Genomic DNA, 23,345 nt, shown 5'->3' with positions numbered 1-23,345 from the left:
GCTGGTGGTGGGGGTGGCGGCGGCGGTGCTGGCCGGCGTGGTCGGCGCGGCGGCCTGGACGGCCACCCAGCGGGTCGCCGCGATCGACACCAGCAAACAACCGACCAGCGGCGCGTGGATGGGGCGGAGCGTCAGCGGCCCGGTGGGCGTGCCGCTGCGCGAGTCGGCGTTCGAGTTCACCGTCTACCGGGTCGCCTGCGGGATGGCCGGCCAGCCCGCCGCCGGCGGCCGGCAGTGCCAGGCCACCGTCGGGGTGCGCAACCTCACTCCGGAGCAGCAGACCTGGCACGGCCAGTTGCAGCGGGCGTACCTGCCGGGAGGCAACTGGGTCAGCACCGACGAGACCGCCACCCGGGTGGCCAACCTCGGGCGGGACGTCTTCGCCCAGCCGGTCGCCGGGGGCAGCCGGGTGGTGCTGCCGCTGGTCTTCACGGTGAGCGGCAGTCAGCCGCCGAAGCAGTTGGAGCTGCGCAGCGGGGTCTTCTCCGCCGGGGTCCGGGTGGACGTGCCCTGACCGGCGGTCGGGCGGCGGTCGTAACCTGGGGTCCGTGACCGCCGCCCTCGCCCCCGCCGCCGCGCTCGACGCGGCCGACTGGCAGGCCCGCCGGCGGGCGCACGAGCAGCGGGTGGACGCCTGGCTCGCGCCGCACCTGGCCCGTCGGCGCGGCGGGGTGAAACACCCGGTGGAGGACTTCCTCTTCACGTACTACTCGCACCGACCCGCCCAGCTGCGCCGCTGGCACCCCGGCGCCGGCGTGGTGCTGCGCGACGCGGACCAGGCCGAGTTCGGCCGGGACTACCGGGCCACCGCCGCCGGCCTCACCCTCGACACCGAGCGGGTACGCGCGCGGCGCGCCGAGTCGATCGACTGGATCCGGACGCTGCTCGCGGCGACCGCCGGCCGCCCGGCGCACCTCGGCTGCTTCGGCATGCACGAGTGGGCGATGGTCTACCGGCAGACTCAGGACGAGGTACGCCACAACGCCTGGCCGCTGCGGCTGAGCCCGGCCGCGACGGCCGCCGTCGTCGAGGAGCGGGGCGTGCGGTGCAGCCACTTCGACGCGTACCGGTTCTTCACCGCGCCGGCCCGGCCGCTGAACCTGCTCACCCCGACCCGGGAGAGCCAGCACGCGTTGGAGCAGCCGGGCTGTTTGCACGCCAACATGGACCTCTACAAGTGGGCGTACAAACTCTCCCCGCTGGTCGCCTCGGAACTCGTCGCGGACTGCTTCGCGCTGGCCCGGGAGATCCGCACGCTGGACATGCGGGCCAGCCCGTACGACCTCGCCGACCTCGGGTACCGGCCGGTGCGGGTGGAGACCCCGGAGGGGCGGGCGGAGTACGCCGCCGCCCAGCGCGGCTTCGCCGAGCGGGCCGGCACGCTGCGGGCCCGGCTGCTGGCCGCGCTCGACTGAGCGGCGGGCGGCTCAGCGCGCCCCGAGCCCGCGCAGCAGCACGTCGATCACCGCGGTGAGGTCGTCGTCGACGGCCGGGGCGGCCCACTCCGCGGCGTGCGCCGGGTGGTGGAACCGGGCGGTGGCCTGGAGCACGGTCCGGCCGGCCCGGTCCGCGTCGACCACCGCCAGGTCGAGCCGGTCGGCCAGGTCGTCGTCGACGAACGGCCGCAGCAGCGCACGTTCGCCGGTCAGGGTGGGCTTGACGGAGAGGTCGACGGGCCGTCGGCGGGCTGCCGGGGGCCACCCGCACGCGGCCTTCCGGTCAGTCGCCGTCGACGCGGCGGTCGCGTTTGCGCTGGGACCGGCGCTTCTTCTCGGCCAGTCGCCGCTCCTTGGCGCCCCGCGACGGGCGGGTCGGCCGGCGCGGCTTCGGCGGCGGGGCGATCGCCTCCCGCAACAGCGCGGCCATCCGCTCCCGGGCCGCCTCCCGGTTCGCCAGCTGCGCGCGGTGCTCGCTGGCGGCGACGGTCAGCACGCCGTCGACCAGCCGGCCCGCGAGCCGCTCCAGCGCGCGGTCGCGCAACGACTCGGGCAGGCTGGGCGAGGCCGCCACGTCGAAACTGAGCTCCACCCGCGAGTCGGTGGTGTTGACGCCCTGCCCGCCCGGGCCGGAGGAGCGGGAGAACCGCTCCCGGAGCTCGGCACCGGGGACCACCAGCCGGTCGGTCACCCGCAGTCCGTCGTCCATGCCCCGAGGCTAACGTCCCGCGGTGCGGGTCGGGGCGGGGGTGACGGTCGGTGTGGGCGCCGGGCCGGCCCGCTCGTGGTCCGAGTTCGTGGCCGCGTACGCCGCGGCGCCGACCAGCAGCAGCACGATCACGCCCACCTTGGTGACGACCGCGCGGACCGCCAGCCAGGCGGTACGTCGGGCGCCCGGCACCGAGTTCCTGATGGTCCGGTAGTCCGTCCAGCCGCGCTTCGCGCGGGCGTACGCCGCGCCGACTCCGCATCCGATCAACAGGCCCACCAGGAGGAGGGCCGCGATGACAGCTTGCTCCACCCACGCCAGTATCCATACTCAGCGTAATATTTCCATGGCCCGATGGTCCCAGGCCGGATATCCGACAGTTCTCCCGATCCGGGTATGCACCGTGGGCCCGGGCCGCGCGGCCGGTCAGCCGCCCCGGCCGATGATGGTGTCGGCGGTCTGCTGGACCTGGTCGATCGGGATGGCGAACCCGATGCCGATCGAGCCGTTGCCGTCGATGGTGGCGATGGCCGTGTTCACCCCGACCACCTCACCCCGGGCGTTGACCAGCGGTCCCCCCGAGTTCCCAGGGTTGATCGACGCGTCGGTCTGCACCGCGGTGTGCCGGCCCGAACCGATCCGCACCTGCCGGTTCAGCGCGCTGACGATGCCGGCGGTCACCGTGCCCGCCAGCCCCAACGGGGAACCCACCGCGAGCACCGGCTCGCCGACCCGGACGGAGTTCGGCTTCGCCAGCGGCAGCGGCGCCAGGCCCGCCGACGCGGGCACCTTCAGCACGGCCAGGTCGCTGCCCGGCTCCCGCCCGATGACCTCGGCGCTGAACCGCCGGCCGTCCGGCAACTCCACCGTCACCGGTCCCCCGCCGCCCCTGGCCAGGATGTGGTCGTTGGTGACGATGTGCTGCTGGTCGTCGATCGCGAAGCCGGAGCCGGTCGCGGACGACCCCGAGGCCCCGCCGGCCATCACCGAGACCACCCCCGGCACCGTCTTCTGGGCGGCGGTCACCAGCTCCGCCGGGACCGGCGCCGCCGAGGCCGCGGCGGGCCCGGGCGCGTCCCGGCCGGCGACCCATCCGCCCGCCGCCGCGCCGGAGACGCTGGACAGGGCCACCACCGCCAGCGCCGTCAGCCACCGGCCGGCCGGCGCCGCCCCGGATCCCGGTCCGATCCCGGTACGTCCCAGCGGGCGCGCCCGTCCGGGTCGAGGTCCGGCGAGATGAACCAGGGACCGCGTGGCTCCCCCAGTCCGGTCTGCACTGCCATCCGTGCGCTCCTCACGTGTCGTGCGGCTTGCGGTCAGCACGTGTCCGTGCCGCGGTCAGGGCAGGCGCGAGAACCACCGCAACGATCCGGCCGCGGCCCCCATGGCGAAGACCAGTCCCAGGCCGATGAAGCGGGCGGAGATGTCCTGCCGCTCCTTGCGGTAGCCGACCGAGGTGCCGATGTCCTCGTAGACGGCCCGCAGCTCGGCGTTGGTGGACGCCTCGTGGAATCCGCCGCCGGTCTCCTGGGCGACGGCCTTGAGGGTCTGCCCGTCGACCGGCACCTGGATGGCCCGGCCGCCCCGGTCGACCGAGCCGGACGGGGTGCCGAACGAGATGGTGTGCACCGGCACCTTGACCACGACCGCCTGCGCGGCCGCCTCCATCGGGTCCATGCCGGAGGTGTTCGCCCCGTCGGAGAGCAGGATGATCCGGGCCGGCGGGGGATCCTTGGCCGCGGTGCTGTCCAGGCTCTTGACCGCCCCCAGCGAGGTGCTGATCGCCTCCCCGATCGCGGTGCCCTGGACCCCGGTGATCCCCTCGTTCAACCGCTCGATCCCCTCGTGCAGCGCCTCCCGGTCGGTGCTCGGCGGCACCAGCACCGCCGCGCTGCCGGCGAAGGCCACCAGCCCCACGTTGAACTCGTCCGGCAGGCCGTCGACGAAGCGCCGGGCGGCCTGCTTCGCCGCGCTCAGCCGGTCGGGGTCGACGTCGTTGGCGAGCATCGAGGTGGACACGTCCACCGCGACCATCACGGTGGCCCGTTCCCGGGGCACCCGCACCTCGGCACTGGGCCGGGCGAAACCGACCACCAGCAGCGCCAGCATGGCGAGGAAGAGCCCCGCCGGGACGTGCCGGCGCCAGGCCGGCCGCTGCGGCGCGACCCGGTCCAGCAGCCGCAGGTTGGTGAAGCGGACGGCGTACCGGCTGCGCCGGCGCTGCATCACCAGGTAGCCCACGACCAGGGCGAGCACGCCGAGCAGCAGCCAGAGCCGGGCGGGCGACTGCCAGGTCACGCGGCACCTCCCCGGGCCGCGGCCGGCGCGGCGACCAGCCGACGCTGGGCGTGCACGTGCCGGACGATGTCGGCGCTCCAGTCCCGGTCGGTACGTAGCGCCAGGTGGGTCGCCCCGGACCGGCGCAGCGCGTGGCGTACCTGGTCGCGCTGGGCGGCGGCGGCCTCGGCGTACCGCTGCCGCAGGGCCCCGTCGCCGGTCCACACCTCGCGCCGCCGGCCGGTCTCCGGGTCGACCAGGGTGATCAGGCCGACGTCCGGCAGCTCCAGCTCGCGCGGGTCGGTCACCTCGACGGCGAGCACCTGGTGCCGGACGGCCAGCCGGCGCAGGGCCGCCTCCCACGGCGGGGCGTCGGCCGGGTCGTCGGGCAGTCCGTCGAGGAAGTCGGAGACCACCACGACCAGGCCGCGCCGGTTCGCCACCCGCTGCACCCCGTCGAGCCCGTCGATGAGCGTCGGCGGCACGAGCGGCGCCGTCTCCTCGTCGTACCCGCCGGCCCGTGGGGCGGCCAGCAGCGCGCGGAGCAGCGCGAGCAGGTGGGTACGACCGCTGCGGGGCGGGAACCGGCGCAGGCCGTCCGGGCCGAGCACCTGCGCGCCGAGGCGGTTGCCGGCGCCGGCGGTGAGGAAGCCGACGGCGGCGACGGCGGCCACCGCGAGTTCCCGCTTGTCCAGCGCCGCGGTGCCGTACTCCATGCTGGGACTGGCGTCCACCAGCAGCCAGGTGGTCAGCTCCCGGTCGGCGTCGACCACGCGGACGTGCGGGACGGTGGTGCGGGCGGTGACCGCCCAGTCCATCCGGCGTACCTCGTCCTCCCCGGGGCGGTACTCCCGGCTGCCCGCGATCTCGCTGCCCGGCCCGGGCAGCAGGCCACGGTGCTGTCCGTGCAGCAGCCCGTCGAGCCGGCGGGTGACGGTCAGTTCCAGCCGGCGCAGCCGCTGGTCGGGAGCGAGGTCGGCCAGACCGGGTTCCGCCGGGCCGGGCGGGAGGGGGCGGCGCCTCATGCCGCCGCCAGGTCGGGCGCCACCTCGTGGTGACCGGTGGCGACCCGGGGCGGCGGCACCGCCTCGACCAGCCGGCGCACCACCGCCTCCGCGGAGACCCCGTCCGCCACCGCGTCGAAGGAGAGCACCAGCCGGTGCGCGAGCACGTCCACCGCCAACTCCCGGACGTCGTCCGGCAGCACGTACTCCCGGCCGCGCAGCAGCGCCTGGGCCCGGGCCGCGGCGACCAGGCCGAGGGTGGCGCGCGGACTCGCCCCGTACGCCAGCAGCGGTGCGAGCTCGGGCAGCCCGAACCGGCCGGGGTCCCGGGTGGCCAGGATGAGCCGGACCACGTACTCGGCCAGCGCGTGGTGCACGAAGACGTGGCCGGCGCGCCGCTGCAACTCGCGCAGCCGGGCCGGGTCGAGCACCTGCCGGGGCGTGGGCCGGTCGGCGCTCATCCGGTAGAGGATGGCCAGCTCGTCGGCCTCGCTCGGGTAGTCGACGACGACCTTCATCAGGAACCGGTCGCGCTGCGCCTCGGGGAGCTGGTAGACGCCCTCCGACTCGATCGGGTTCTGGGTGGCGAGCACCAGGAACGGGTCGGGCACCGGCCAGCTCCGCCCGCCGATCGAGACCTGCCGCTCGGCCATCGCCTCCAGCAGCGCCGACTGCACCTTCGCCGGAGCCCGGTTGATCTCGTCGGCGAGGACCAGGTTGGCCATGATCGGGCCGAGCTCGACGTCGAAGGTCTCGGTGGAGGCGCGGTAGATGCGGGTGCCGACGATGTCCGAGGGGACCAGGTCCGGGGTGAACTGGATTCGGGAGAAGCTGCCCCCGACGACCCGGGCGAGGGTCTGGGCAGCGAGCGTCTTCGCGACGCCGGGCACTCCCTCCAGGAGGCAGTGCCCCTCGGCGATCAGGGCCGTCAGCAGGCGTTCGACGAGTCGATCCTGCCCGACGATCACGCGTTTGACCTCGAAGAGGGTCTGTTCCAGCTCGACGCCGCTCGCGTCGGCATCGACCGGGCTGGGCACGCTGGCCAGGGTGTCCGAGATGTCCGTCACGGTGCTTGCTTCCCGTGCCGGCGGTACGGCAAACGTCGGATTATCAGCCCCTCAACGACCCTTTGCCGCCCGGATCGGGACAACTCCCCCGAGCGGTCCGCAACGGCGCGGGCGGTACGCGCCGACGCAGGTGGCCCCAGACGGCACTGGCCCCCGCCGCGGCGGGGGCCAGTACGTTCGGTGCGCCGGTCAGTTGGCGATGACGATGTGGAACGGCCGGTCCGCGAAGGCGCCGGACGAGCCGCGGGTCTGGACGAAGACGGCATTGGGCGTCAGGGTCCGCGGGGCGACCGAGATCTCGCCACCGGGCGGGACGTTCAGCTGATCGTTGGTCCCGATGGTGGCCGAGTGGGCCTTGAGGTGCACGTCGTAGTCGAGCGTGACCTGGTACTGGCCCCGGTACTCACCCGCGTTGCAGCAGTGGAACCGGAAGGAGCCGGTGACGTTGCCGGAGTGCTGCAGCAGCACGCCGTCGGACCGCACCACGGCCCAGGCGATCGTGCCGGGGGCCGGCGGGGCGAGGGTCGCCTTCATCGCCGCCCGGTCCGCGCGGGCCTGGGCGGCGGTGACCGGCGGCTGGGCGCCGGGCTGCCGGGCGCCGGGCTGGGCGACCTCGACCGGGGCCTTCGCCGCCGGCTGGGCCGCCGCGGCGATGCCCCCGCCGGCCAGGGTGAGGGTCAGGACGCCGAGCGCTGCCGCCGTCGCCTTGCGTCTGAGGAATGTGGTCATGGACAGGTCTCCCTTTTGTGACCGTGGTGATACGGCCGACCCACGTACCGCAGGCCGGGTGATTACCGCATGAGAACCGGGCGCGACAAAAAGCAGATCATCGGGGAATCCGCTTGCCCACGCACCTTGGATGTTGACCACTCAACATTTCGTACCCGGGTTGAGCTGGTCTTACTACGGAGAGTTGTGGCGCCTCAACCAGGTGGAAGGTAGCACCGTAAAAAGTGGGCGGTCAATAGCTCATTTGCCGTGTCGGGCAATTCCCAGAACTCCCGGAAATTGCGAAAGATGAGGGTGGGCCCATTCACGAAATTGTCCGGAGGCCGGTTGCGGGGCCCCCGCCATGGCGCGTCGACCGGTACGGTGGACGCGGTGACCACGGGGACGCGTCAGCGGCGGCTCGACTGGCGCCGGCGGGCGGCGACCGCGGCCTGCTGGCTGGGCGCCGGGCCCGGGGCGGCCTGGGCGGTGCTCCGACTCGCCGGACTGGAACGGGGACCGCTGGTACAGGCGGTCGCCTTCACCCCGTACGTCGCCGTCGGGACGCTGGTCCCGCTCGTGCTGGCGCTCGCCCTGCGGCGCCGCTGGCCCGCGGTCGTCGCGGCCGTCGCGGCGGTGGCGCTGGTCGGTGCGGTGACGCCCCGCGCGTTCGCCTCCGGGCAGCCGGCGGTCGGCGGACCCACCCTGCGGCTGCTCACCGCCAACCTGCTCAAGGGCGGCGCCGACCCGCGCACCCTGGTCGACCTGGTCCGCTCGCGCCGGGTGGACGTGCTGGCCGTGCAGGAGTTCACCCCGGGGATCGCCGCCGAGCTGGACCGGCTGGGGCTGGCCGAACTGCTGCCCTACCGGCAGCTCAACCCCGAGGTGGGCACCACCGGCTCGGGCCTCTACGCGGGCTTCCCGATCAGCGAGGCGGGGGTGCGCCGCAACCAGGGCTTCTACTTCAGCCAGGCGTACGGGACCCTCACGCTGCCGGGTGCGCCGCCGCTCCGGGTCGAGTCGGCGCACCCGGCCGCCCCGTACGCGGTCGACGTGCTCCCGGACTGGTGGACCGACCTGCGGGCGCAGCCGCCAGCCACCCCGAACGGGAGGCTGAGCATCCTGGCCGGGGACTTCAACGCCACCCTCGACCACGCCCCGCTCCGCGACCTGATCCGCACCGGGTACGTCGACGCCGCCGATCAGGCCGGTGCCGGCCTGGCCGGCACCTGGGGCCCCTACGACGGTGACCCGATCCCGCCGGTCGCCATCGACCACGTCCTTGCCGACCGCCGGATCGCCGTCCGGTCGGTCACCGTGCACGCCCTCCCCGGCAGCGACCACCGCGCCGTCCTCGCCGAACTCCGGCTGCCCGCCACCTGACCGGCGTCACACCCGGGTGCGGTCGAGGCCGTAGGTGAGCGCGTCGACGAGGGCGTGCCAGGACGCCTCGACCACGTTGGGGTGCACGCCCACCGTGGTCCAGTCGCGGCCGGCACCGGCGGTCTCCACCAGCACCCGGGTCACCGCGCCGGTGCCGTGGCTGCCCTCCAGGATGCGCACCTTGTAGTCGGCCAGCTCGAACTCGCGCAGCTCCGGGTAGTGCCGGGCCAGCCCGACCCGCAGCGCCTCGTCCAGGGCGTTGACCGGGCCGTTCCCCTCGGCGGTGGCGATCACCCGCTCGCCGCGTACCCGGATCTTGACCGTCGCCTCGGAGACGACCGCGCCGTCCTCCCGGTGCTCGACGAGCACCCGGTAGGACTCCAGGGCGAACGGCCGCGGCGCGGCCCGGTCCGGCAACTCCGAGCGGACCAGCAGCTCGAACGAGGCGTCGGCCGCCTCGAACGACCAGCCGCCCGCCTCCAGCTCCTTGACCCGCTTGGTCACCGACGTCAGCGCCTCCGGATGGCCGGCCAGGTCCAGGCCCAGCTCGCGGCTCTTGAGCTCGACGCTGGCCCGGCCGGCCATCTCGGTCACCAGGATCCGCATGTCGTTGCCCACCACCGACGGGTCCACGTGGTTGTAGAGCAACGGGTCGACCTTGATCGCGCTCGCGTGCAGCCCCGCCTTGTGGGCGAAGGCCGCGGCCCCGGCGTACGCCTGGTGGGTGTCGGGGGCGATGTTGGCGATCTCGGCGATGGCGTGCGAGACCCGCACCATCTGTTCCAGGCACCCGTCCGGGAGGACGGGCAGCCCGAGCTTGAGCTGGAGGTTGGCAACGACCGAGAAGATGTCGGCGTTGCCGGGGCGCTCGCCGTACCCGTTGGCGGTGCCCTGGAAGTGCCGGACCCCGGCCTCGACGGCGGCGATGGTGTTGGCCACCGCGCAGGCGGTGTCGTTCTGGCAGTGGATGCCGAGCAGCTCCGGGGCGACCCCGGTGCGCGCCGTCACGTCGGCGATGGCCGCCGTGATCTGGGACGGCAGCATCCCGCCGTTGGTGTCGCAGAGCACGAACCGCTCCGCCCCCGCGGCCAGCGCCGTCTCCACCACCGCGGCGGTGTACGCCGGGTCGTGTCGGTAACCGTCGAAGAAGTGCTCGCCGTCGACGAAGACGCGGCGCCCCTCGGCCGCCAGGTGGGTGACCGTGTCGTGGATCATCGCGAGGTTCTCGGCGGCCGTCGTGCGCAGCGCCCGCTCGACGTGCCGCAGGTCCGCCTTCGCCACCAGGGCGACCGCCGGGGTCTGCGCGTCCAGCAGGCCGCGCACCTGCGGGTCGGCGGCGACGGCGACGCCGGCCTTGCGGGTGGCGCCGAAGGCGACCAGGATCGCGTGCCGCAGTTCCAGCTCGGTACGGGCCCGGCGGAAGAACTCGGTGTCCTTCGGCACCGCGCCCGGCCAGCCGCCCTCGATGAAGCCGACCCCGAAGTCGTCGAGCAGGCGGGCCACCGCCAGCTTGTCGACCACCGAGTAGCTGAGCCCCTCGCGCTGCGCGCCGTCGCGCAACGTCGTGTCGTACACCTGGAAGGTCATGGAAGTCCTCGTCTCGAACCACGGCGGGAGCAACAAAAAGACCCCCCGCGGGATGCGGGAGGTCTGCGCGCTCGGCGAGAGGGAAAGCCGGCGCGCTAGCTGCCAATAATCAGGACGGAGCTGGTCACGGTCGCTATTTTGCCACCCCGACCTCGGTTTTGGGAGACACAATCCACATGTCGGGATGGTGACGCTGGGTGGCCGTACCGGATCGGTGGCCGGAAGCGGCGGCGAACCGGCCCCTCGTGATCAACTTCACAAGTCACCCGGCCGCCATCAGGCGGAAACATCGCTGCGGAAGTATCTGGAACTGATCCAGTTACCGGCTTCGCGCCGCTGACAAGCCGCTGCCAAGGAGGACCCGTGCTCACCGTCGGTGACCGCTTCCCCGAGTACGAACTCACCGCCTGCGTGTCGCTCGACGCGGACAAGGCGTTCGAGACGATCAACCACAAGTCCCACGAGGGCAAGTGGCGGGTGGTCTTCTTCTGGCCGAAGGACTTCACCTTCATCTGCCCGACGGAGATCGCCGAGTTCGGCCGCCTCAACGACGAGTTCGCCGACCGGGACGCCCAGGTGCTCGGCGTCTCGGTGGACAACGAGTTCGTCCACTACGCCTGGCGCAAGGACCACCCGGACCTGCGTGAGCTGCCCTTCCCGATGCTCAGCGACATCAAGCGCGAGCTGACCGCCGACTGCGGCGTGCTCGGCGAGGACGGCGTCGCCCAGCGCGCCACCTTCATCGTCGACCCGGACAACGAGATCCAGTTCGCCATGGTGACCGCCGGCTCGGTCGGCCGGAACGTCTCCGAGGTGCTGCGGGTGCTCGACGCGCTGCAGACCGACGAACTCTGCCCGTGCAACTGGAACAAGGGCGGCGCCACCCTCGACGCCAACGCGCTGCTCGCCGGCGCCGGGGCCTGACATGGGCCTGGACGCGGTCAAGGCGGCCCTGCCCGAGTACGCCAAGGACATCAAGCTCAACCTCGGCTCCACCATCGGCACCTCGACGCTGACCCCGTTGCAGGCCTGGGGCACCGCCCTGGCCTGTGCGGTGGCGGCCCGCAACCCGGTGGTGCTGCGGGAGATCGCCGCGGAGGCGGCCACCCAGCTCAAGCCGGAGGCGATCGAGGCGGCCAAGGGCGCGGCCACGATCATGGCGATGAACAACGTCTACTACCGGGCCAAGCACCTGATCGGCGACGAGCAGTACGCCTCGATGCCGGCCCGGCTGCGGATGCAGATCATCGCCCGGCCTGGGGTGGAGAAGGCCGACTTCGAGCTCTGGTGCCTCGCCGTCTCGGCGATCACCGGCTGCGGCGTCTGCCTTGAGTCGCACGAGAAGACCCTGCGTGGCACCGGGTTCACCCGGGAGCAGGTGCACGAGGGGCTGCGGATCGCCGCCGTCGTGCACGCCGCCGCGGTGGCCCTCGACGCGGAGGCCGCGCTGAGCTGATTCGGGCAAGGTGGTGTATGGATCGCCACACCGGGTAGGAAACCACCCCGACAGGGCAACATCCCCCGAGAAAGTCGAGAAGAGGAGTGAAAGCCATGGACCGGCTCGACCCTCGAACGACCCACGGGACGCCGGACCCGCTCACCTACGGTGGCGAGGGCGCTTTCGCGGGCGGCACGCCCGCCGGGCGCTTCGATCCGTGGAGCTACCGGGACGAGGCCGGGGTGACCGGCGCGGACCTGGTGGGCTACAAGGTGGAGGCGAGCGACGGCGGCATCGGCAAGGTGGACCGGGCCAGCCACGAGGTGAACTCCAGTTACCTCGTGGTCGACACCGGGCCGTGGATCTTCGGCAAGAAGGTCCTGCTGCCTGCCGGCACCGTCAACCACGTCGACCACGACGAGCAGAAGGTCTACGTCGACCGGAGCAAGGACCAGATCAAGGCCGCGCCCGAGTATGACGAGAGCTTCGGCACGGATCCGGCTTACCGGGACAAGCTCGGCGGTTACTACGACGACACGTACTCGTCGATCCCGCCGGGTACCGCCCGGTAACGGAGGAACCTGCACCGATGGCCGGTGGGGCGATGCCCCACCGGCCATTACCGTGTCAGGGTGGATACCACCGAGACCAGCCGGAGCCCGTTTCCCGCCCTCTTCAACTTCCGCGACGTCGGCGGACACACCGGCCACGACGGGCGTACCGTCCGCCGGGGCCGGCTCTACCGTTCCGACTCCCTGCACCGGATCGACGAGACCGACCGGGAGGCGTTCACCGCCCTCGGCATCCGGACCGTCATCGACCTGCGCCGCCCGGCCGAGGTGCAGCGGGACGGCCGGGTGCCCGCGTACGAGGGGCTCACCTACCGGCACATCCACCCGGAGCACCGGGACTGGGCCGAGATCCGGTACGACCCGGCGCAGAGCCTGGCCCGCTACCTGGCCGAGCGGTACGCCGACCTGGCCGAGACCGGCACCGCCGGGCTGGCCGAGGCGGTCGGCCTGATCGCCGACAGCGCCAACGCGCCGGTGGTGGTGCACTGCGTCGCCGGCAAGGACCGGACCGGCATCGTCTGCGCCCTCACCCTCGCCGTGCTCGGGGTCGCCGACGCCGACATCGCCACCGACTACGCGCTGAGCACCGAGGCGTCGGCGCGGTTCAGCGCCTGGGTCGCCGCCACCACCCCTGCGGCCGAGGAACTGCCACCGCCGTTCCTCGCCTCCCCCGCCGAGGCGATGACGCTCTTCCTCGCGGAACTGCGCGCGGGGTACGGCTCGGCTGAGGGCTACCTGCGCCACGCCGGGGTGACCGACGGGCAGCTCGCCGCGCTCCGCGACCACCTGCTCGACTGAATCCCGACGCCGCACCGGCGACCGGCCCTGCCCCCGCCGGTGCGGGTGCCGGACTCGCCCCGCCCACGGGCCCGGCCGGTGTCGGACGGGCCCCACATCACCGCCCGACCGATGGGCGGACGGCCCCGAAACAGCCGACGCCCGCGCGGAAGGTGGTGTCGGTACTCACTATGGAGCTGATGACGCAGACGATTCACCGCGTGGGCGGGCCGGCGCCTGCGGGCGGGGGCGGGCGCGACGGTGCCGAGCCGGTGAATCGTCTACGTCATCAGCTTCACAGGGACACCCCGGCAACCCCGCGGCCCCCGTCGCCAAGCACACCGCAGCGGCCGACGCTCCTCCGGCGTTGCGGGAGGATTCCGGGCCGGATCGGCGGGACCGGTCAGAGCACGCGCTGCACCCAGCCGTACGGGTCCTCGACCCGGCCGCGCTGGATGTCCACCAGCTGCTGCCGCAGCGCCATGGTGGACCGACCCGGCTCCCCACCGCCGACGAGGAACTCGCCGTCGGGGAAGCGCACCTGGCCGATCGGGGTGATCACGGCGGCCGTGCCGCAGGCGAAGACCTCGCGCAGCCGCCCGCTGGCCGCGTCGGCCTGCCAGTCGGCGAAGCTGATCGGCCGCTCCTCGATCCGGTGCCCGGCCGCGGCGGCCAGGGTGAGGATCGCGTCCCGGGTGATGCCCGGCAGGATGGTGCCGGTCAGCGGCGGCGTGACCAGGGTGTTGTCGTCGTAGACGAAGAAGACGTTCATGCCGCCCAGTTCGTCGATGAACCGGCGCTCGACCGCGTCCAGGAAGACCACCTGGTCGCAGCCCGCCTCGATCGCATCCGCCTGCGCGACCAGCGAGGCCGCGTAGTTGCCGCCGCACTTCGCGGCCCCGGTGCCGCCCGGGGCGGCCCGGGTGTAGTCCGGGGAGACCCAGACCGTGATCGGCTTGACCCCGCCGGAGAAGTACGCACCGGCGGGCGAGGCGATGACCACGTAGAGGTACTCGTTGGCCGGCCGGACGCCGAGGAAGACCTCACTGGCGAACATGAACGGCCGCAGGTAGAGGCTGGCGTCCTCGTGCTCCGGGATCCACTCCTGGTCGATCTCCACCAGCCGGCGCAGCGACTCGACGAAGGTCTCCCGCGGCAGCTCCGGCATCGCCAGCCGCTGGGCGGAGGCGGCGAAGCGGGCGGCGTTGGCCTCCGGGCGGAACATCGTCACCGCGCCCTCGGCCGTCCGGTACGCCTTCAGCCCTTCGAAGATCTCCTGCGCGTAGTGCAGCACCGCGCTCGCCGGATCCATCGGGATCGGGGCCCGCGCCTCGACCCGGGCGTCGTACCAGCCCTTCCCGTCGGCGTACCGGATCGTCACCATGTGGTCGGTGAAGACCCGGCCGAAGCCCGGGTTGGCCAGCAGGGCGGCCCGATCGGCGGCGGATACCGGCGCGGGATTCGGACGGATCTCGAAATCGAGCTTGTCACCACCGCTCATCGCGCTGACCTCCCTGCGGGTTGACGACATGCGGGACCGCACGCCGGATCTGGTGCCAGAAACTTACCCCGAACGGTCGTTCAGCGGATAGCTCCGCCCCGGCAGATCGAGCGTGCCGAATGGCGAGAACGATCGCGGTCGCGTCGCCGCGGCCGACGTCGCGGGGTGGGCCCGGAGCGGGTCTGGCGGCCCGGATCCGGGCCGGCGGAAGGCCCTGGTCAGGCTACGGCGTACCCGGCGAGCCGGTCGCCGACCTCGGCGGTGCGCAGCGGTACGCCCGGGGTCCGGCCGGCGAGCTCGGCGCCGACCGCGGCGGTGACCCGGGCCGCGGCGTCGGCGTGGCCGAGCTGGTCGAGCAGGAGCGCCGCGGAGAGCACCGCGGCCACCGGGTCGGCCACGCCCTTGCCGGCGATGTCCGGCGCCGAGCCGTGCACCGGCTCGAACATCGACGGGTACGTCCCGGCGGGGTTGATGCAGCCGCTGGCCGCGAGGCCGATGCCGCCGGTGACCGCGGCGGCGATGTCGGTGAGGATGTCGCCGAAGAGGTTGTCGGTGACCACCACGTCGTACCGCTGGGGCTGGGTGACCAGGAACATCGCGGCGGCGTCGACGTGCTGGTACTCGGTGGTGACGTCGGGGTGCTCGGCGGCCACCGCCGCGAAGGCGCGGGCCCAGAGCGAGCCGGCGTGGGTGAGCACGTTGGTCTTGTGCACCAGGGTGACCTTGCGCCGCTCGCGGCGGCCGGCCCGGGCGAAGGCGTCCCGGATCACCCGCTCCACCCCGTGCCGGGTGTTCAGGCTCTCCTCGGTGGCCACCTCGGCCGGGGTGTCCCGGTGCAGCGAGCCGCCGGCGCCGGCGTACAGGCCCTCGGTGCCCTCGCGGACGACGACCAGGTCGACCTCACCGGGCTTGACGGTGGCCAGCGGCCCGGGCACCCCCGGCCAGAGCCGGGACGGGCGGAGGTTCACGTACTGGTCGAAGGCGAACCGGAGCTTGAGCAGCAGCCCCCGCTCCAGCACCCCCGGTGGCACGGTGGGGTCGCCGACCGCGCCCAGCAGGATGGCGTCGTGCCCGGCCAGCTCGGCCAGCACGGAGTCGGGCAGCACCTCGCCGGTGCGGTGGTAGCGTGCGGCGCCGAGGTCGTACTCGGTGGCCTCGACCCCGGGGAGCACCGCGTCGATGACCTTGCGGGCCTCCGCGACCACCTCGGGTCCGATCCCGTCCCCGGCCACCACCGCGATCCGTGCCACCTGGCGCTCCTCACCTCGTCGCTTCCCGTGAACGGTACGTCGTCGTCCCGTCTCCCGGTACGCGCCTTCCACCATGCGGGAAACCGGAATCCTCAGGAGGCTCCCAGGTGGCATTCATGGTGCGGTCATCTCCACTGCCTAGGGTCGGTGGGGAACGGGTCACGGGGGCCCGTGACCGGCTTCGCCGCGGCGCTGCGGCGTCGTCAGCGAAGGAGCAGGTGTGATGCGGATCGACGAGCAGCCACGGGCCCGATGGGTCGACGAGCAGCCCCGGACCCGGTGGGTCGACCAGGCGGGGTTCCGCACCCGCCGCCCCGACCTGCGGCTCGGCACCCGCAGCCACCGGCTGGACCGGTCCGCCGGGACCGCCGGCGACCGGATCACCGCCGAGCACACCGTCCGCACCTCCACCGCTGAGTACTCGCTGCTGCTCAACGCCCCCGGGTGGCTCGGCCGGCGGATCGTCGGGGAGGCGCTGCGGGACGCCGTGGCCGAGCTGCGCGCCATCGACCTCACCTACGGGCCGGCCCGGCCGGACAGCCTGGTCTCCCGGCTGCGGCGGGGCGAGATCACTCCCGAGTCGTACCCGCCGCTGGCCGACCTGGTGGACCGCTGCGCCGCGATGCGCGCGGCCACCGACGGCTGGTTCGACGCCTGGGCGGTGCCGGGCGGCTTCGACCCGGGCGGCCTGCTCGGCGGCTGGGCCGTCGAGCGGGCCGCGGCCCGGCTGCGCGCCGCGGGCATCCACGACTACGCCGTGCTCACCGGCGCCGACCTGGTGGTACGCGGCCACGCCGCGCACGGCGGCCCCTGGCGCGTGGCGGTGCACCATCCGACCGACGCCCACCGGGCCCCGCTGGTGCTGGAGATGACCGCCGGGGCGGTGGGCACCTCCGGGGTCACCGGCCGTCGGGGCCACGTGGTGGATCCGCACACCGGTGAGCCCGCCGACCACCTGGTCTCCGCCACCGTCGTCGGCCCGGACCTCGCCGTGGCCGACGCCTACGCCACCGCGCTCTACGCCGCCGGCCCGGCCGGGCTGGCCTGGTTTCGCACCGGCTCGGACTATCGGGCGCTCTTCGCCCACCGCCGCTGACGATCCGCTGCCCGCTGCCGCCCCGATCGGCCGTTCCTCGCACCACGGCCGCGCGAGGTGTGCAGGTGGCGGGCGGATCGGCGCCGGGAGCGCCGCGATCGGCCCCCACGGTCTCGGCAACGACTGTGGAGGCCGGTCAGCGACGAGTGCGCATGGCTCGCGCAATCGAGGGGTGCGGACCGGTGGGCCGGACGTCCGACCACGCCACCCGAAGACGGGCCGACGCCGCGACTCCGCCAGCGACCGCACCGGTACGCTAGCGAATCGACGCAACTCGACGCAAGAGTCTCCACAGCGGACCGTCACCGCCCCCGGATCGGGAATCCGCGACTGCCCTGCGGCGGGGCAGGGGTGACGGCGCGGACGCGGGATGGCACGCTGTCCGCCGTGAGTTTCGATCTGAGCGTGTGGGCCCTTCCGGCAGGGGCCACGCCCGCCGAGGTGCGGGCAGCGGTGCAGCGGTGCCGCGAGGGGCGGCACGCCGACCGCCACCCCGACCCAAGAGTGGTCCGCTTCTACCGGGCGATCACCGCCGTGTATCCCGACCGCCACGCCGGGCCGGGCAGCCCCTGGGAGGTCACCCCGCTGCACGCGGCGGCCGACCACCTGGAGCTGAACCTCTTCCCGACCTGCGAGGACCAGGTACTGCTCGACATCGAGCGGTTGCTGGTGAGCACGACCTGATGCTCTTCGACGCTCAGGACGGCTCGGTCTACCCACCGCCCGCCCGCGTCACCCCCTGACCCGCGGTCCCGTACGACGAGGGACCCGGCCGAGTCGGCCGGGCCCCCGATGTGTCGCGTGTGGACTACTCGTCGCGCAGGTCGGCGGCGCTGGCCGCGACCGCGCCGATCGAGTCGGCCGCCGAGCTGAGCAGGTCCGCGCCGAGCGCCTGGTCGACGGTGAGCGTCATCAGCGTCTCGCCGCCGGCCTCCCGGCGGGCCACCTGCATCGCGGCGATGTTGACCCCGGCCTCGCCGAGCAGGGTGCCGACGGTGCCGACCACGCCCGGCCGGTCGACGTAGCGCAGGAAGACCAGGATGCCCTCCGCGCCGATCTCCACGTCGAAACCGTCCACCTCGGTCAGCTTGATGACGTCCCGGGTGCCGGTGCTGGTCACCGTGCCGGAGACGCTCACCGTGCGGCCGTCCGGCAGCGCGCCACGGACGGTGACCAGGTTCGCGTGGTCGACCGTCTCGGCCTGGGTCGTCAGGGTCACCTCGACGCCGCGCTCGGCGGCCAGGTGCGGCGCGTTGACGTAGGTGACCTGCTCCTCGACCACCGAGCTGAACAGCCCCTTGGTGGCGGCGAGCTTGAGCACCGAGACGTCGTGGTTGACGATCTCGCCGCGCACCTCGACGGTGACGCTGGCGGCGACCCCGCCGGCCACCGCGGTGAACGCCCGGCCCAGCTTCTCGGCCAGCGGCAGCAGCGGGCGGACGTCCTCGGCGACCACCCCGCCGGCCTGCACGTTGACCGCGTCCGGCACGAACTCGCCCTGCAGCGCCAGCTTGACGCTCTTGGCTACGGCCAGGCCGGCCTTGTCCTGCGCCTCGTGGGTGGAGGCGCCCAGGTGCGGGGTGGCCACCACGTTGTCGAAGGCGAACAGCGGCGAGGAGGTGCAGGGCTCCTTGGCGTACACGTCGACGCCGGCGCCGGCGACCCGGCCCTCGGCGATCGCGTCGGCCAGGGCCTGCTCGTCCACCAGGCCGCCGCGGGCGGCGTTGACGATCCGCACGCCCGGCTTGACGATCGACAGCTCCTTCTCGCCGATCAGGCCGACCGTCTCCGGGGTCTTCGGCAGGTGGATGGAGATGAAGTCGGCCTCCCGCAGCAGCTCCTCCAGCCCGACCAGGCGGACGCCGAGCTGGGCGGCGCGGGCCGGCTGGATGTAGGGGTCGTACGCGATCAGCCGGGTGCCGAAGGCGGCGATCCGCTGCGCGAAGAGCACCCCGATGCGGCCGAGACCCACCACGCCGACGGTCTTGCCCTGCAGCTCGACGCCGGTGTACTTGGACCGCTTCCACTCCCCTGCCTTGAGCGCGGCGCTGGCCGCGGCGGTGTTGCGGGCGACGGCGAGCAGCAGCGCGACGGCCTGCTCGGCGGCGGAGACGATGTTGGAGGTGGGGGCGTTGACGACCATGACGCCCCGCGCGGTGGCGGCCGGCACCTCGACGTTGTCCAGGCCGACGCCGGCCCGGGCGACCACCTTCAGGCGCGGCGCGGCGGCGATCGCCTCGGCGTCGATCTGGGTGGCGCTGCGCACGATCACCGCGTCGGCCTCGGCGAGCGCGGAGAGCAGGGCCGGGCGGTCGGTGCCGTCGACGTGGCGTACGTCGAAGTCGTGCGCGAGCACCTCGATGGCGGCGGGAGCGAGTTCTTCGGCGATCAGTACGACAGGATTCATCGGTCCTCGTAGATGTCGTCAGAGCGGTCGGCTACGGCGGGGGACGCCGCGCTGCGCCCTGCGGTGAGCCGTGCCATGGCCGTCAGGTGCCGGCTACGCACCTACCTGGGATCGTAGGGCGCGGGCCGGTCGGCGTGTCCGGGGTTGCGGGGTGAGTGCCCTCACAAACCCGACATGTCGCGGGGCTGAACGGGGGCGGAACGCAGGCGGTGGCGGGCCCGGCGCCGGGGAGAGCGCCGGACCCGCCACCGTGCGGGTCAGGCGGTCTCGGTGATCGGCCGGTCCACCCAGCTCATCATGGCGCGCAGCTTCTGACCGGTCTCCTCGATCGGGTGCGCCGCGCCCTCGGCCCGCCACTTGGCGAAGTTCGGCCGGCCGGCCTCGTCCTCGGCCACCCACTCGCGGGCGAACTCGCCGGACTGGATCTCGCCGAGGATCTTGCGCATCTCCTCCTTGACCCGGGAGTCGATGACCCGCGGGCCGCGGGACAGGTCGCCGTACTCGGCGGTGTCGGAGACGCTGTAGCGCATCCGGGCGATGCCGCCCTCGTACATCAGGTCGACGATCAGCTTCAGCTCGTGCAGGCACTCGAAGTAGGCCACCTCGGGGGCGTAGCCGGCCTCGGTGAGCACCTCGAAGCCGGTCTGCACCAGCGCCGCCGCGCCACCGCAGAGCACCGCCTGCTCGCCGAAGAGGTCGGTCTCGGTCTCCTCCGTGAAGGTGGTCCGGATGGCCCCGGCCCGGGTGCCGCCGATGCCCTTGGCGTACGAGAGGGCCAGCTGGAAGGCATTGCCGCTGGCGTCCTGCTCGACGGCGACGAGGCAGGGCACGCCCTTGCCGTCGACGTACTGGCGGCGGACCAGGTGGCCCGGGCCCTTCGGGGCCACCATCGCCACGTCCACGTCGGCCGGCGGGGTGATCAGGCCGTACCGGATGTTGAAGCCGTGGCCGAAGAAGACTGCCTTGCCGGGGGCGAGGTTCGGGGCGATCGCCTCGGCGTAGAGGGCCCGCTGCGCGGTGTCCGGCGCCAGGATCATGATCACGTCGGCCTCGGCCGCCGCCTCGGCCGGGGTGAGCACCCGCAGGCCCTGCTCCTCGGCCTTCGGCCGGCTCTTCGAACCGGCGGGCAGGCCGATCACCACGTCGACACCGGAGTCGCGCAGCGACAGCGCGTGGGCGTGGCCCTGGCTGCCGTACCCGATCACGGCGACCTTGCGGCCCTGGATCAGGCCCAGGTCGGCGTCGTCGTCGTAGTACACCTCAACGCTCATTGACTTCCCTTTCGTACGGCGGTCCGCAGCGGCCCGTCGTGGACTTGTGTGGTGGTCAGGCGGCGCGCAGCGCGGGCCCGGCGGTGATCGAACGCGAGCCGCGCCCGATCGCCACCGTGCCGGACTGGACCATCTCCTTGATGCCGAACGGTTCGAGGTCGCGCAGCAGCGCGTCGAGCTTGTCGGGGGTGCCGGTGGCCTCGATGGTCAGCGTGTCCGGCGCGACGTCGACCACCCGGGCGCGGAACAGGTTCACCGTCTCCAGCACCTGCGCCCGGGCGGTGCGGTCCGCGCGGACCTTGACCAGCAGCAGCTCCCGGGCGACCGAGACCTGCGGGTCCAGCTCGACGATCTTGAGCACGTTGACCAGCTTGTTGAGCTGCTTGGTGACCTGCTCCAGCGGGGACGACTCGGCGTTGACCACGATGGTGATCCGGGAGACGTCGGGGTTCTCGGTCTCGCCGACGGCGAGGCTGTCGATGTTGAAGCCGCGCCGGGAGAACAGGCCGGAGACCCGGGCCAGGACACCCGGCTTGTTCTCCACCAGCACGGACAGCGTGTGCAGAGTCATCAGAGCTCGTCCTCGTCGAAGGCGGGGCGGACGCCCCGGGCGAACATGATCTCGTCGTTGCTGGTGCCCGCGGCGACCATCGGCCAGACCATGGCGTCCTTGCCGACCACGAAGTCGATCACCACGGGGGCGTCGTTGATCGCCATGGCCGCCTCGATGGTCTTGTCCACGTCGGCGGCGTTCTCGCAGCGCAGCCCGACGCAGCCGAGCGCCTCGGCGAGCTTCACGAAGTCGGGGATGCGGTGCTTGTGGGTGCCCAGCTCGGTGTTGGAGTAGCGCTCGCCGTAGAAGAGCGTCTGCCACTGCCGGACCATGCCCAGGTTGCCGTTGTTGATCACGGCGATCTTGACCGGGATGCCCTCCAGCGCGCAGGTGGCCAGCTCCTGGTTGGTCATCTGGAAGCAACCGTCGCCGTCCACCGCCCAGACCACCGTGTCCGGCTTGCCGACCTTGGCGCCCATCGCCGCCGGCACCGCGTACCCCATGGTGCCGAGGCCGCCGGAGTTGAGCCAGGTGTGCGGCTTCTCGTACGAGATGAACTGGCTGGCCCACATCTGGTGCTGCCCGACGCCGGCCACGAAGATCGTGTCCGGGCCGGCGATCTCGCCCAGCCGCTTGATCACGTACTGCGGGGAGAGGGTGCCGTCGGCCGGCTCCTCGTAGCCGAGCGGGTAGCGCTCGCGCAGGTCGTCGAGCTGGGTCCACCAGTCGCCGAGGTCGGCCGGGTGGCCGGCGGCCCGCTCGGTGGTGACCGCGGCGATCAGCTCGTCGATCACGTGCCGGGCGTCGCCGACGATCGGCACGTCCGCGTGCCGGTTCTTACCGATCTCGGCCGGGTCGATGTCGGCGTGCACCACGGTCGCGTCCGGGGCGAACGAGTCCAGCTTGCCGGTGACCCGGTCGTCGAAGCGGGCTCCCAGCGCCACGATCAGGTCGGCCTTCTGCAGGCCGTAGACCGCGGCGACGGTGCCGTGCATGCCCGGCATGCCGAGGTGCTGCCGGTGCGAGTCGGGGAACGCGCCGAGCGCCATCAGCGTGGTGACCACCGGGATGCCGGTCAGCTCGGCCAGCCGGCGCAGCCCCTCGGTGGCGCCGGCCTTGAGCACGCCGCCGCCGACGTAGAGCACCGGGCGGCGGGCGCCGGTCATCAGCCGGGCCGCCTCCCGGATCTGCTTGCCGTGCGGGTGCAGGGTCGGCCGGTAGCCGGGCAGGTCCAGAGTGGGCGGCCAGGCGAAGGTGGTCGGCGTCTGGAGGACGTCCTTGGGGATGTCCACCAGCACCGGGCCGGGCCGGCCGGTCGAGGCCAGGTGGAACGCCTCGGCCAGGACCTGCGGGATCTCCTCGGCGGTCTGCACCAGGAAGTTGTGCTTGGTGATCGGCAGGGTGATGCCCTGGATGTCGGCCTCCTGGAAGGCGTCCGTGCCGATCGAGGGACGCGCGACCTGGCCGGTGATCGCCACCATCGGCACCGAGTCCATGTACGCGTCGGCGATCGGGGTGACCAGGTTCGTCGCGCCCGGCCCGGAGGTCGCGATGCAGACGCCGACCTTCCCGGTCGCCTGCGCGTAGCCGGTGGCGGCGTGGCCGGCACCCTGCTCATGGCGGACCAGGATGTGCCGCACGGTGGAGTCGTAGAGCGGGTCGTACGCCGGCAGAATCGCACCGCCCGGAATGCCGAAGACCACGTCGACGCCGAGCGCCTCGAGCGACCGCACGAGCGATCCCGCGCCGGAGACCTCCGTCGGGGCGGCCTGCCGTACCGCCGGAGCGGCCGGGGTGGCCCCGTTGCGGGGGGTGGGGGCGTGGTCGGCGTCGATCGCCGGCTCGGAGGCCGGGCGGGCCCGTCGGGCGGAGTGGGCGAGGGTCTCTGGCGTGGGTCTCGTCATGGCGGTTCAGGCCTCCGGCTGGAGTGGGTGAGGCTCTTTCACAGAGTGCAACGCGGGCGGGGGCCGCCCCGATGGGTTCCGACGGCAATAAAAACGGCCCACGTGCAGATGCACGGGGCCAGCGCACTCTCGATCAGGGAGAGTGCGCTCAGTAAGTACTCGCAGCGACCGGTTCGACGACATGCCGCTAAGCCTGACGCATCTCACGCGATGAGTCAACTGATCCCACATTTTGGTTCACGGACCCGGGCGTGTCGTACCCGGAAGTGGCATCGCGGGCCCCTCCCACCTGCGTGAAACCCTCCTGCGGAGAGCGCGGCGCCGGCACCGGATCGACGAGCTGATCGCCAGCTACGCCGAGGGCATCATGATCCGCGCGTGCGGGAGGGCGTACCGCTTGCCCTT

21 protein-coding genes and 3 pseudogenes are annotated in these 23,345 nt (G+C 73.1%); 9 read left to right on the top strand and 15 right to left on the bottom strand.

Features of this window, described 5'->3' with window-relative positions:
* Both JNW87_RS15210 and JNW87_RS15205 read left to right on the top strand, forming a co-directional pair.
* Positions 1 to 514 (top strand): annotated as a pseudogene (locus JNW87_RS15210) (hypothetical protein); the annotation flags it as partial.
* A gap of 34 nt (positions 515 to 548) precedes the next feature.
* Positions 549 to 1,415, top strand: coding sequence for a 3-methyladenine DNA glycosylase (locus JNW87_RS15205; RefSeq protein ID WP_238453892.1), 867 nt, complete (start codon positions 549 to 551; stop codon positions 1,413 to 1,415).
* Positions 1,416 to 1,427: 12 nt separating this feature from the next.
* Here JNW87_RS15205 and JNW87_RS15200 read toward each other — a convergent pair whose 3' ends face one another.
* From JNW87_RS15200 to JNW87_RS15165, 8 genes and pseudogenes are all read right to left on the bottom strand, one after another.
* The gene (locus JNW87_RS15200; protein ID WP_238453891.1) at positions 1,428 to 1,580 is read right to left on the bottom strand and encodes a hypothetical protein; all 153 of its coding nucleotides are present in this window, start codon (positions 1,578 to 1,580) and stop codon (positions 1,428 to 1,430) included.
* A gap of 139 nt (positions 1,581 to 1,719) precedes the next feature.
* Positions 1,720 to 2,145, bottom strand: coding sequence for an alternative ribosome rescue aminoacyl-tRNA hydrolase ArfB (gene arfB / locus JNW87_RS15195; protein ID WP_109799886.1), 426 nt, complete (start codon positions 2,143 to 2,145; stop codon positions 1,720 to 1,722).
* A 9-nt stretch (positions 2,146 to 2,154) separates the two neighbouring features.
* Entirely contained in the window at positions 2,155 to 2,457 is a 303-nt protein-coding gene (locus tag JNW87_RS15190; RefSeq protein ID WP_109799885.1) for a hypothetical protein, read from the bottom strand.
* A 114-nt stretch (positions 2,458 to 2,571) separates the two neighbouring features.
* Positions 2,572 to 3,428, bottom strand: a pseudogene (locus JNW87_RS15185) (S1C family serine protease).
* A 55-nt stretch (positions 3,429 to 3,483) separates the two neighbouring features.
* Positions 3,484 to 4,443, bottom strand: a complete 960-nt coding sequence (locus tag JNW87_RS15180; protein WP_109799883.1) for a VWA domain-containing protein — start codon at positions 4,441 to 4,443, stop codon at positions 3,484 to 3,486.
* The gene (locus JNW87_RS15175; protein ID WP_238453890.1) at positions 4,440 to 5,447 is read right to left on the bottom strand and encodes a DUF58 domain-containing protein; all 1,008 of its coding nucleotides are present in this window, start codon (positions 5,445 to 5,447) and stop codon (positions 4,440 to 4,442) included. The genes JNW87_RS15180 and JNW87_RS15175 overlap by 4 nt, the downstream gene beginning before the upstream one ends.
* Positions 5,444 to 6,493, bottom strand: coding sequence for a MoxR family ATPase (locus JNW87_RS15170; RefSeq protein ID WP_109799881.1), 1,050 nt, complete (start codon positions 6,491 to 6,493; stop codon positions 5,444 to 5,446). The genes JNW87_RS15175 and JNW87_RS15170 overlap by 4 nt, the downstream gene beginning before the upstream one ends.
* A 189-nt stretch (positions 6,494 to 6,682) precedes the next feature.
* Positions 6,683 to 7,222, bottom strand: a complete 540-nt coding sequence (locus JNW87_RS15165) for a hypothetical protein (RefSeq protein ID WP_238453889.1) — start codon at positions 7,220 to 7,222, stop codon at positions 6,683 to 6,685.
* Positions 7,223 to 7,594: 372 nt separating this feature from the next.
* Here JNW87_RS15165 and JNW87_RS15160 point away from each other — a divergent pair, with 372 nt between their 5' ends.
* Entirely contained in the window at positions 7,595 to 8,584 is a 990-nt protein-coding gene (locus JNW87_RS15160; RefSeq protein ID WP_375373513.1) for an endonuclease/exonuclease/phosphatase family protein, read from the top strand.
* Between the two features lie 6 nt (positions 8,585 to 8,590).
* Here the strand turns inward: JNW87_RS15160 and cimA are convergent, their stop codons facing one another.
* Positions 8,591 to 10,171 (bottom strand): citramalate synthase, encoded by a 1,581-nt coding sequence (gene cimA / locus JNW87_RS15155; protein WP_238453888.1) that lies wholly within the window; start codon positions 10,169 to 10,171, stop codon positions 8,591 to 8,593.
* 363 nt (positions 10,172 to 10,534) lie between these two features.
* Here cimA and JNW87_RS15150 point away from each other — a divergent pair, with 363 nt between their 5' ends.
* The 4 genes from JNW87_RS15150 (at position 10,535) to JNW87_RS15135 (ending at position 12,979) form a co-directional block, all read left to right on the top strand.
* Positions 10,535 to 11,095: a peroxiredoxin gene (locus JNW87_RS15150; RefSeq protein ID WP_109799878.1), complete on the top strand. Its 561-nt coding sequence runs from the start codon at positions 10,535 to 10,537 to the stop codon at positions 11,093 to 11,095.
* 1 nt (position 11,096) lies between these two features.
* Positions 11,097 to 11,627 (top strand): carboxymuconolactone decarboxylase family protein, encoded by a 531-nt coding sequence (locus JNW87_RS15145; protein ID WP_109799877.1) that lies wholly within the window; start codon positions 11,097 to 11,099, stop codon positions 11,625 to 11,627.
* A gap of 95 nt (positions 11,628 to 11,722) precedes the next feature.
* The gene (locus JNW87_RS15140; protein ID WP_109799876.1) at positions 11,723 to 12,181 is read left to right on the top strand and encodes a PRC-barrel domain-containing protein; all 459 of its coding nucleotides are present in this window, start codon (positions 11,723 to 11,725) and stop codon (positions 12,179 to 12,181) included.
* Positions 12,182 to 12,205: 24 nt separating this feature from the next.
* Entirely contained in the window at positions 12,206 to 12,979 is a 774-nt protein-coding gene (locus JNW87_RS15135; protein ID WP_238453887.1) for a tyrosine-protein phosphatase, read from the top strand.
* Between the two features lie 382 nt (positions 12,980 to 13,361).
* On the opposite strand, the gene JNW87_RS15130 is transcribed toward JNW87_RS15135, so the two are convergent.
* Together JNW87_RS15130 and JNW87_RS15125 are read right to left on the bottom strand one after the other, a co-directional pair.
* Complete coding sequence (locus JNW87_RS15130; RefSeq protein ID WP_238453886.1) at positions 13,362 to 14,459, bottom strand: branched-chain amino acid aminotransferase; 1,098 nt, start codon at positions 14,457 to 14,459, stop codon at positions 13,362 to 13,364.
* Between the two features lie 218 nt (positions 14,460 to 14,677).
* Entirely contained in the window at positions 14,678 to 15,709 is a 1,032-nt protein-coding gene (locus tag JNW87_RS15125) for a 3-isopropylmalate dehydrogenase (RefSeq protein WP_109804754.1), read from the bottom strand.
* A 223-nt stretch (positions 15,710 to 15,932) separates the two neighbouring features.
* On the opposite strand from JNW87_RS15125, the gene JNW87_RS15120 reads away from it, so the two are divergent.
* Together JNW87_RS15120 and JNW87_RS15115 are read left to right on the top strand one after the other, a co-directional pair.
* Complete coding sequence (locus JNW87_RS15120) at positions 15,933 to 16,805, top strand: FAD:protein FMN transferase (RefSeq protein WP_109804753.1); 873 nt, start codon at positions 15,933 to 15,935, stop codon at positions 16,803 to 16,805.
* Between the two features lie 453 nt (positions 16,806 to 17,258).
* Positions 17,259 to 17,548 (top strand): annotated as a pseudogene (locus JNW87_RS15115) (hypothetical protein).
* 65 nt (positions 17,549 to 17,613) lie between these two features.
* Here the strand turns inward: JNW87_RS15115 and serA are convergent.
* From serA to JNW87_RS15095, 4 genes are all read right to left on the bottom strand, one after another.
* Positions 17,614 to 19,212 carry a phosphoglycerate dehydrogenase gene (gene serA, locus JNW87_RS15110; protein ID WP_109804751.1) on the bottom strand — a complete coding sequence of 533 codons (1,599 nt, stop codon included), beginning with the start codon at positions 19,210 to 19,212 and terminating at the stop codon, positions 17,614 to 17,616.
* A gap of 257 nt (positions 19,213 to 19,469) precedes the next feature.
* Positions 19,470 to 20,483 carry a ketol-acid reductoisomerase gene (ilvC, locus tag JNW87_RS15105; RefSeq protein WP_109804750.1) on the bottom strand — a complete coding sequence of 338 codons (1,014 nt, stop codon included), beginning with the start codon at positions 20,481 to 20,483 and terminating at the stop codon, positions 19,470 to 19,472.
* Between the two features lie 55 nt (positions 20,484 to 20,538).
* Entirely contained in the window at positions 20,539 to 21,054 is a 516-nt protein-coding gene (gene ilvN, locus JNW87_RS15100) for an acetolactate synthase small subunit (protein ID WP_109804749.1), read from the bottom strand.
* A complete protein-coding gene (locus JNW87_RS15095; protein ID WP_238453885.1) occupies positions 21,054 to 22,940 on the bottom strand; it encodes an acetolactate synthase large subunit in 1,887 nt (628 codons plus the stop codon). The genes ilvN and JNW87_RS15095 overlap by 1 nt, the downstream gene beginning before the upstream one ends.
* Between the last annotated feature and the right edge of the window lie 405 nt (positions 22,941 to 23,345).

Origin of the sequence: Micromonospora sp. ATA51 (assembly GCF_016802855.1) — a bacterium.
In the GTDB taxonomy this organism is placed as follows: domain Bacteria; phylum Actinomycetota; class Actinomycetes; order Mycobacteriales; family Micromonosporaceae; genus Micromonospora; species Micromonospora sicca.
Note: the sequence above shows the minus strand (reverse complement) of the source record. Positions and strands in the feature narration are given on the sequence as shown.

What these genes read in the sequence shown, in the direction of transcription:
- ilvN (WP_109804749.1), bottom strand. Translation starts at nt 21,054, where the DNA reads ATGACTCTGCACACGCTGTCCGTGCTGGTGGAGAACAAGCCGGGTGTC.
- JNW87_RS15175 (WP_238453890.1), bottom strand. Translation starts at nt 5,447, where the DNA reads ATGAGGCGCCGCCCCCTCCCGCCCGGCCCGGCGGAACCCGGTCTGGCC.
- arfB (WP_109799886.1), bottom strand. Translation starts at nt 2,145, where the DNA reads ATGGACGACGGACTGCGGGTGACCGACCGGCTGGTGGTCCCCGGTGCC.
- JNW87_RS15145 (WP_109799877.1), top strand. Translation starts at nt 11,097, where the DNA reads ATGGGCCTGGACGCGGTCAAGGCGGCCCTGCCCGAGTACGCCAAGGAC.
- JNW87_RS15140 (WP_109799876.1), top strand. Translation starts at nt 11,723, where the DNA reads ATGGACCGGCTCGACCCTCGAACGACCCACGGGACGCCGGACCCGCTC.
- serA (WP_109804751.1), bottom strand. Translation starts at nt 19,212, where the DNA reads ATGAATCCTGTCGTACTGATCGCCGAAGAACTCGCTCCCGCCGCCATC.
- JNW87_RS15095 (WP_238453885.1), bottom strand. Translation starts at nt 22,940, where the DNA reads ATGACGAGACCCACGCCAGAGACCCTCGCCCACTCCGCCCGACGGGCC.
- ilvC (WP_109804750.1), bottom strand. Translation starts at nt 20,483, where the DNA reads ATGAGCGTTGAGGTGTACTACGACGACGACGCCGACCTGGGCCTGATC.
- JNW87_RS15120 (WP_109804753.1), top strand. Translation starts at nt 15,933, where the DNA reads ATGCGGATCGACGAGCAGCCACGGGCCCGATGGGTCGACGAGCAGCCC.
- cimA (WP_238453888.1), bottom strand. Translation starts at nt 10,171, where the DNA reads ATGACCTTCCAGGTGTACGACACGACGTTGCGCGACGGCGCGCAGCGC.
- JNW87_RS15165 (WP_238453889.1), bottom strand. Translation starts at nt 7,222, where the DNA reads ATGACCACATTCCTCAGACGCAAGGCGACGGCGGCAGCGCTCGGCGTC.
- JNW87_RS15130 (WP_238453886.1), bottom strand. Translation starts at nt 14,459, where the DNA reads ATGAGCGGTGGTGACAAGCTCGATTTCGAGATCCGTCCGAATCCCGCG.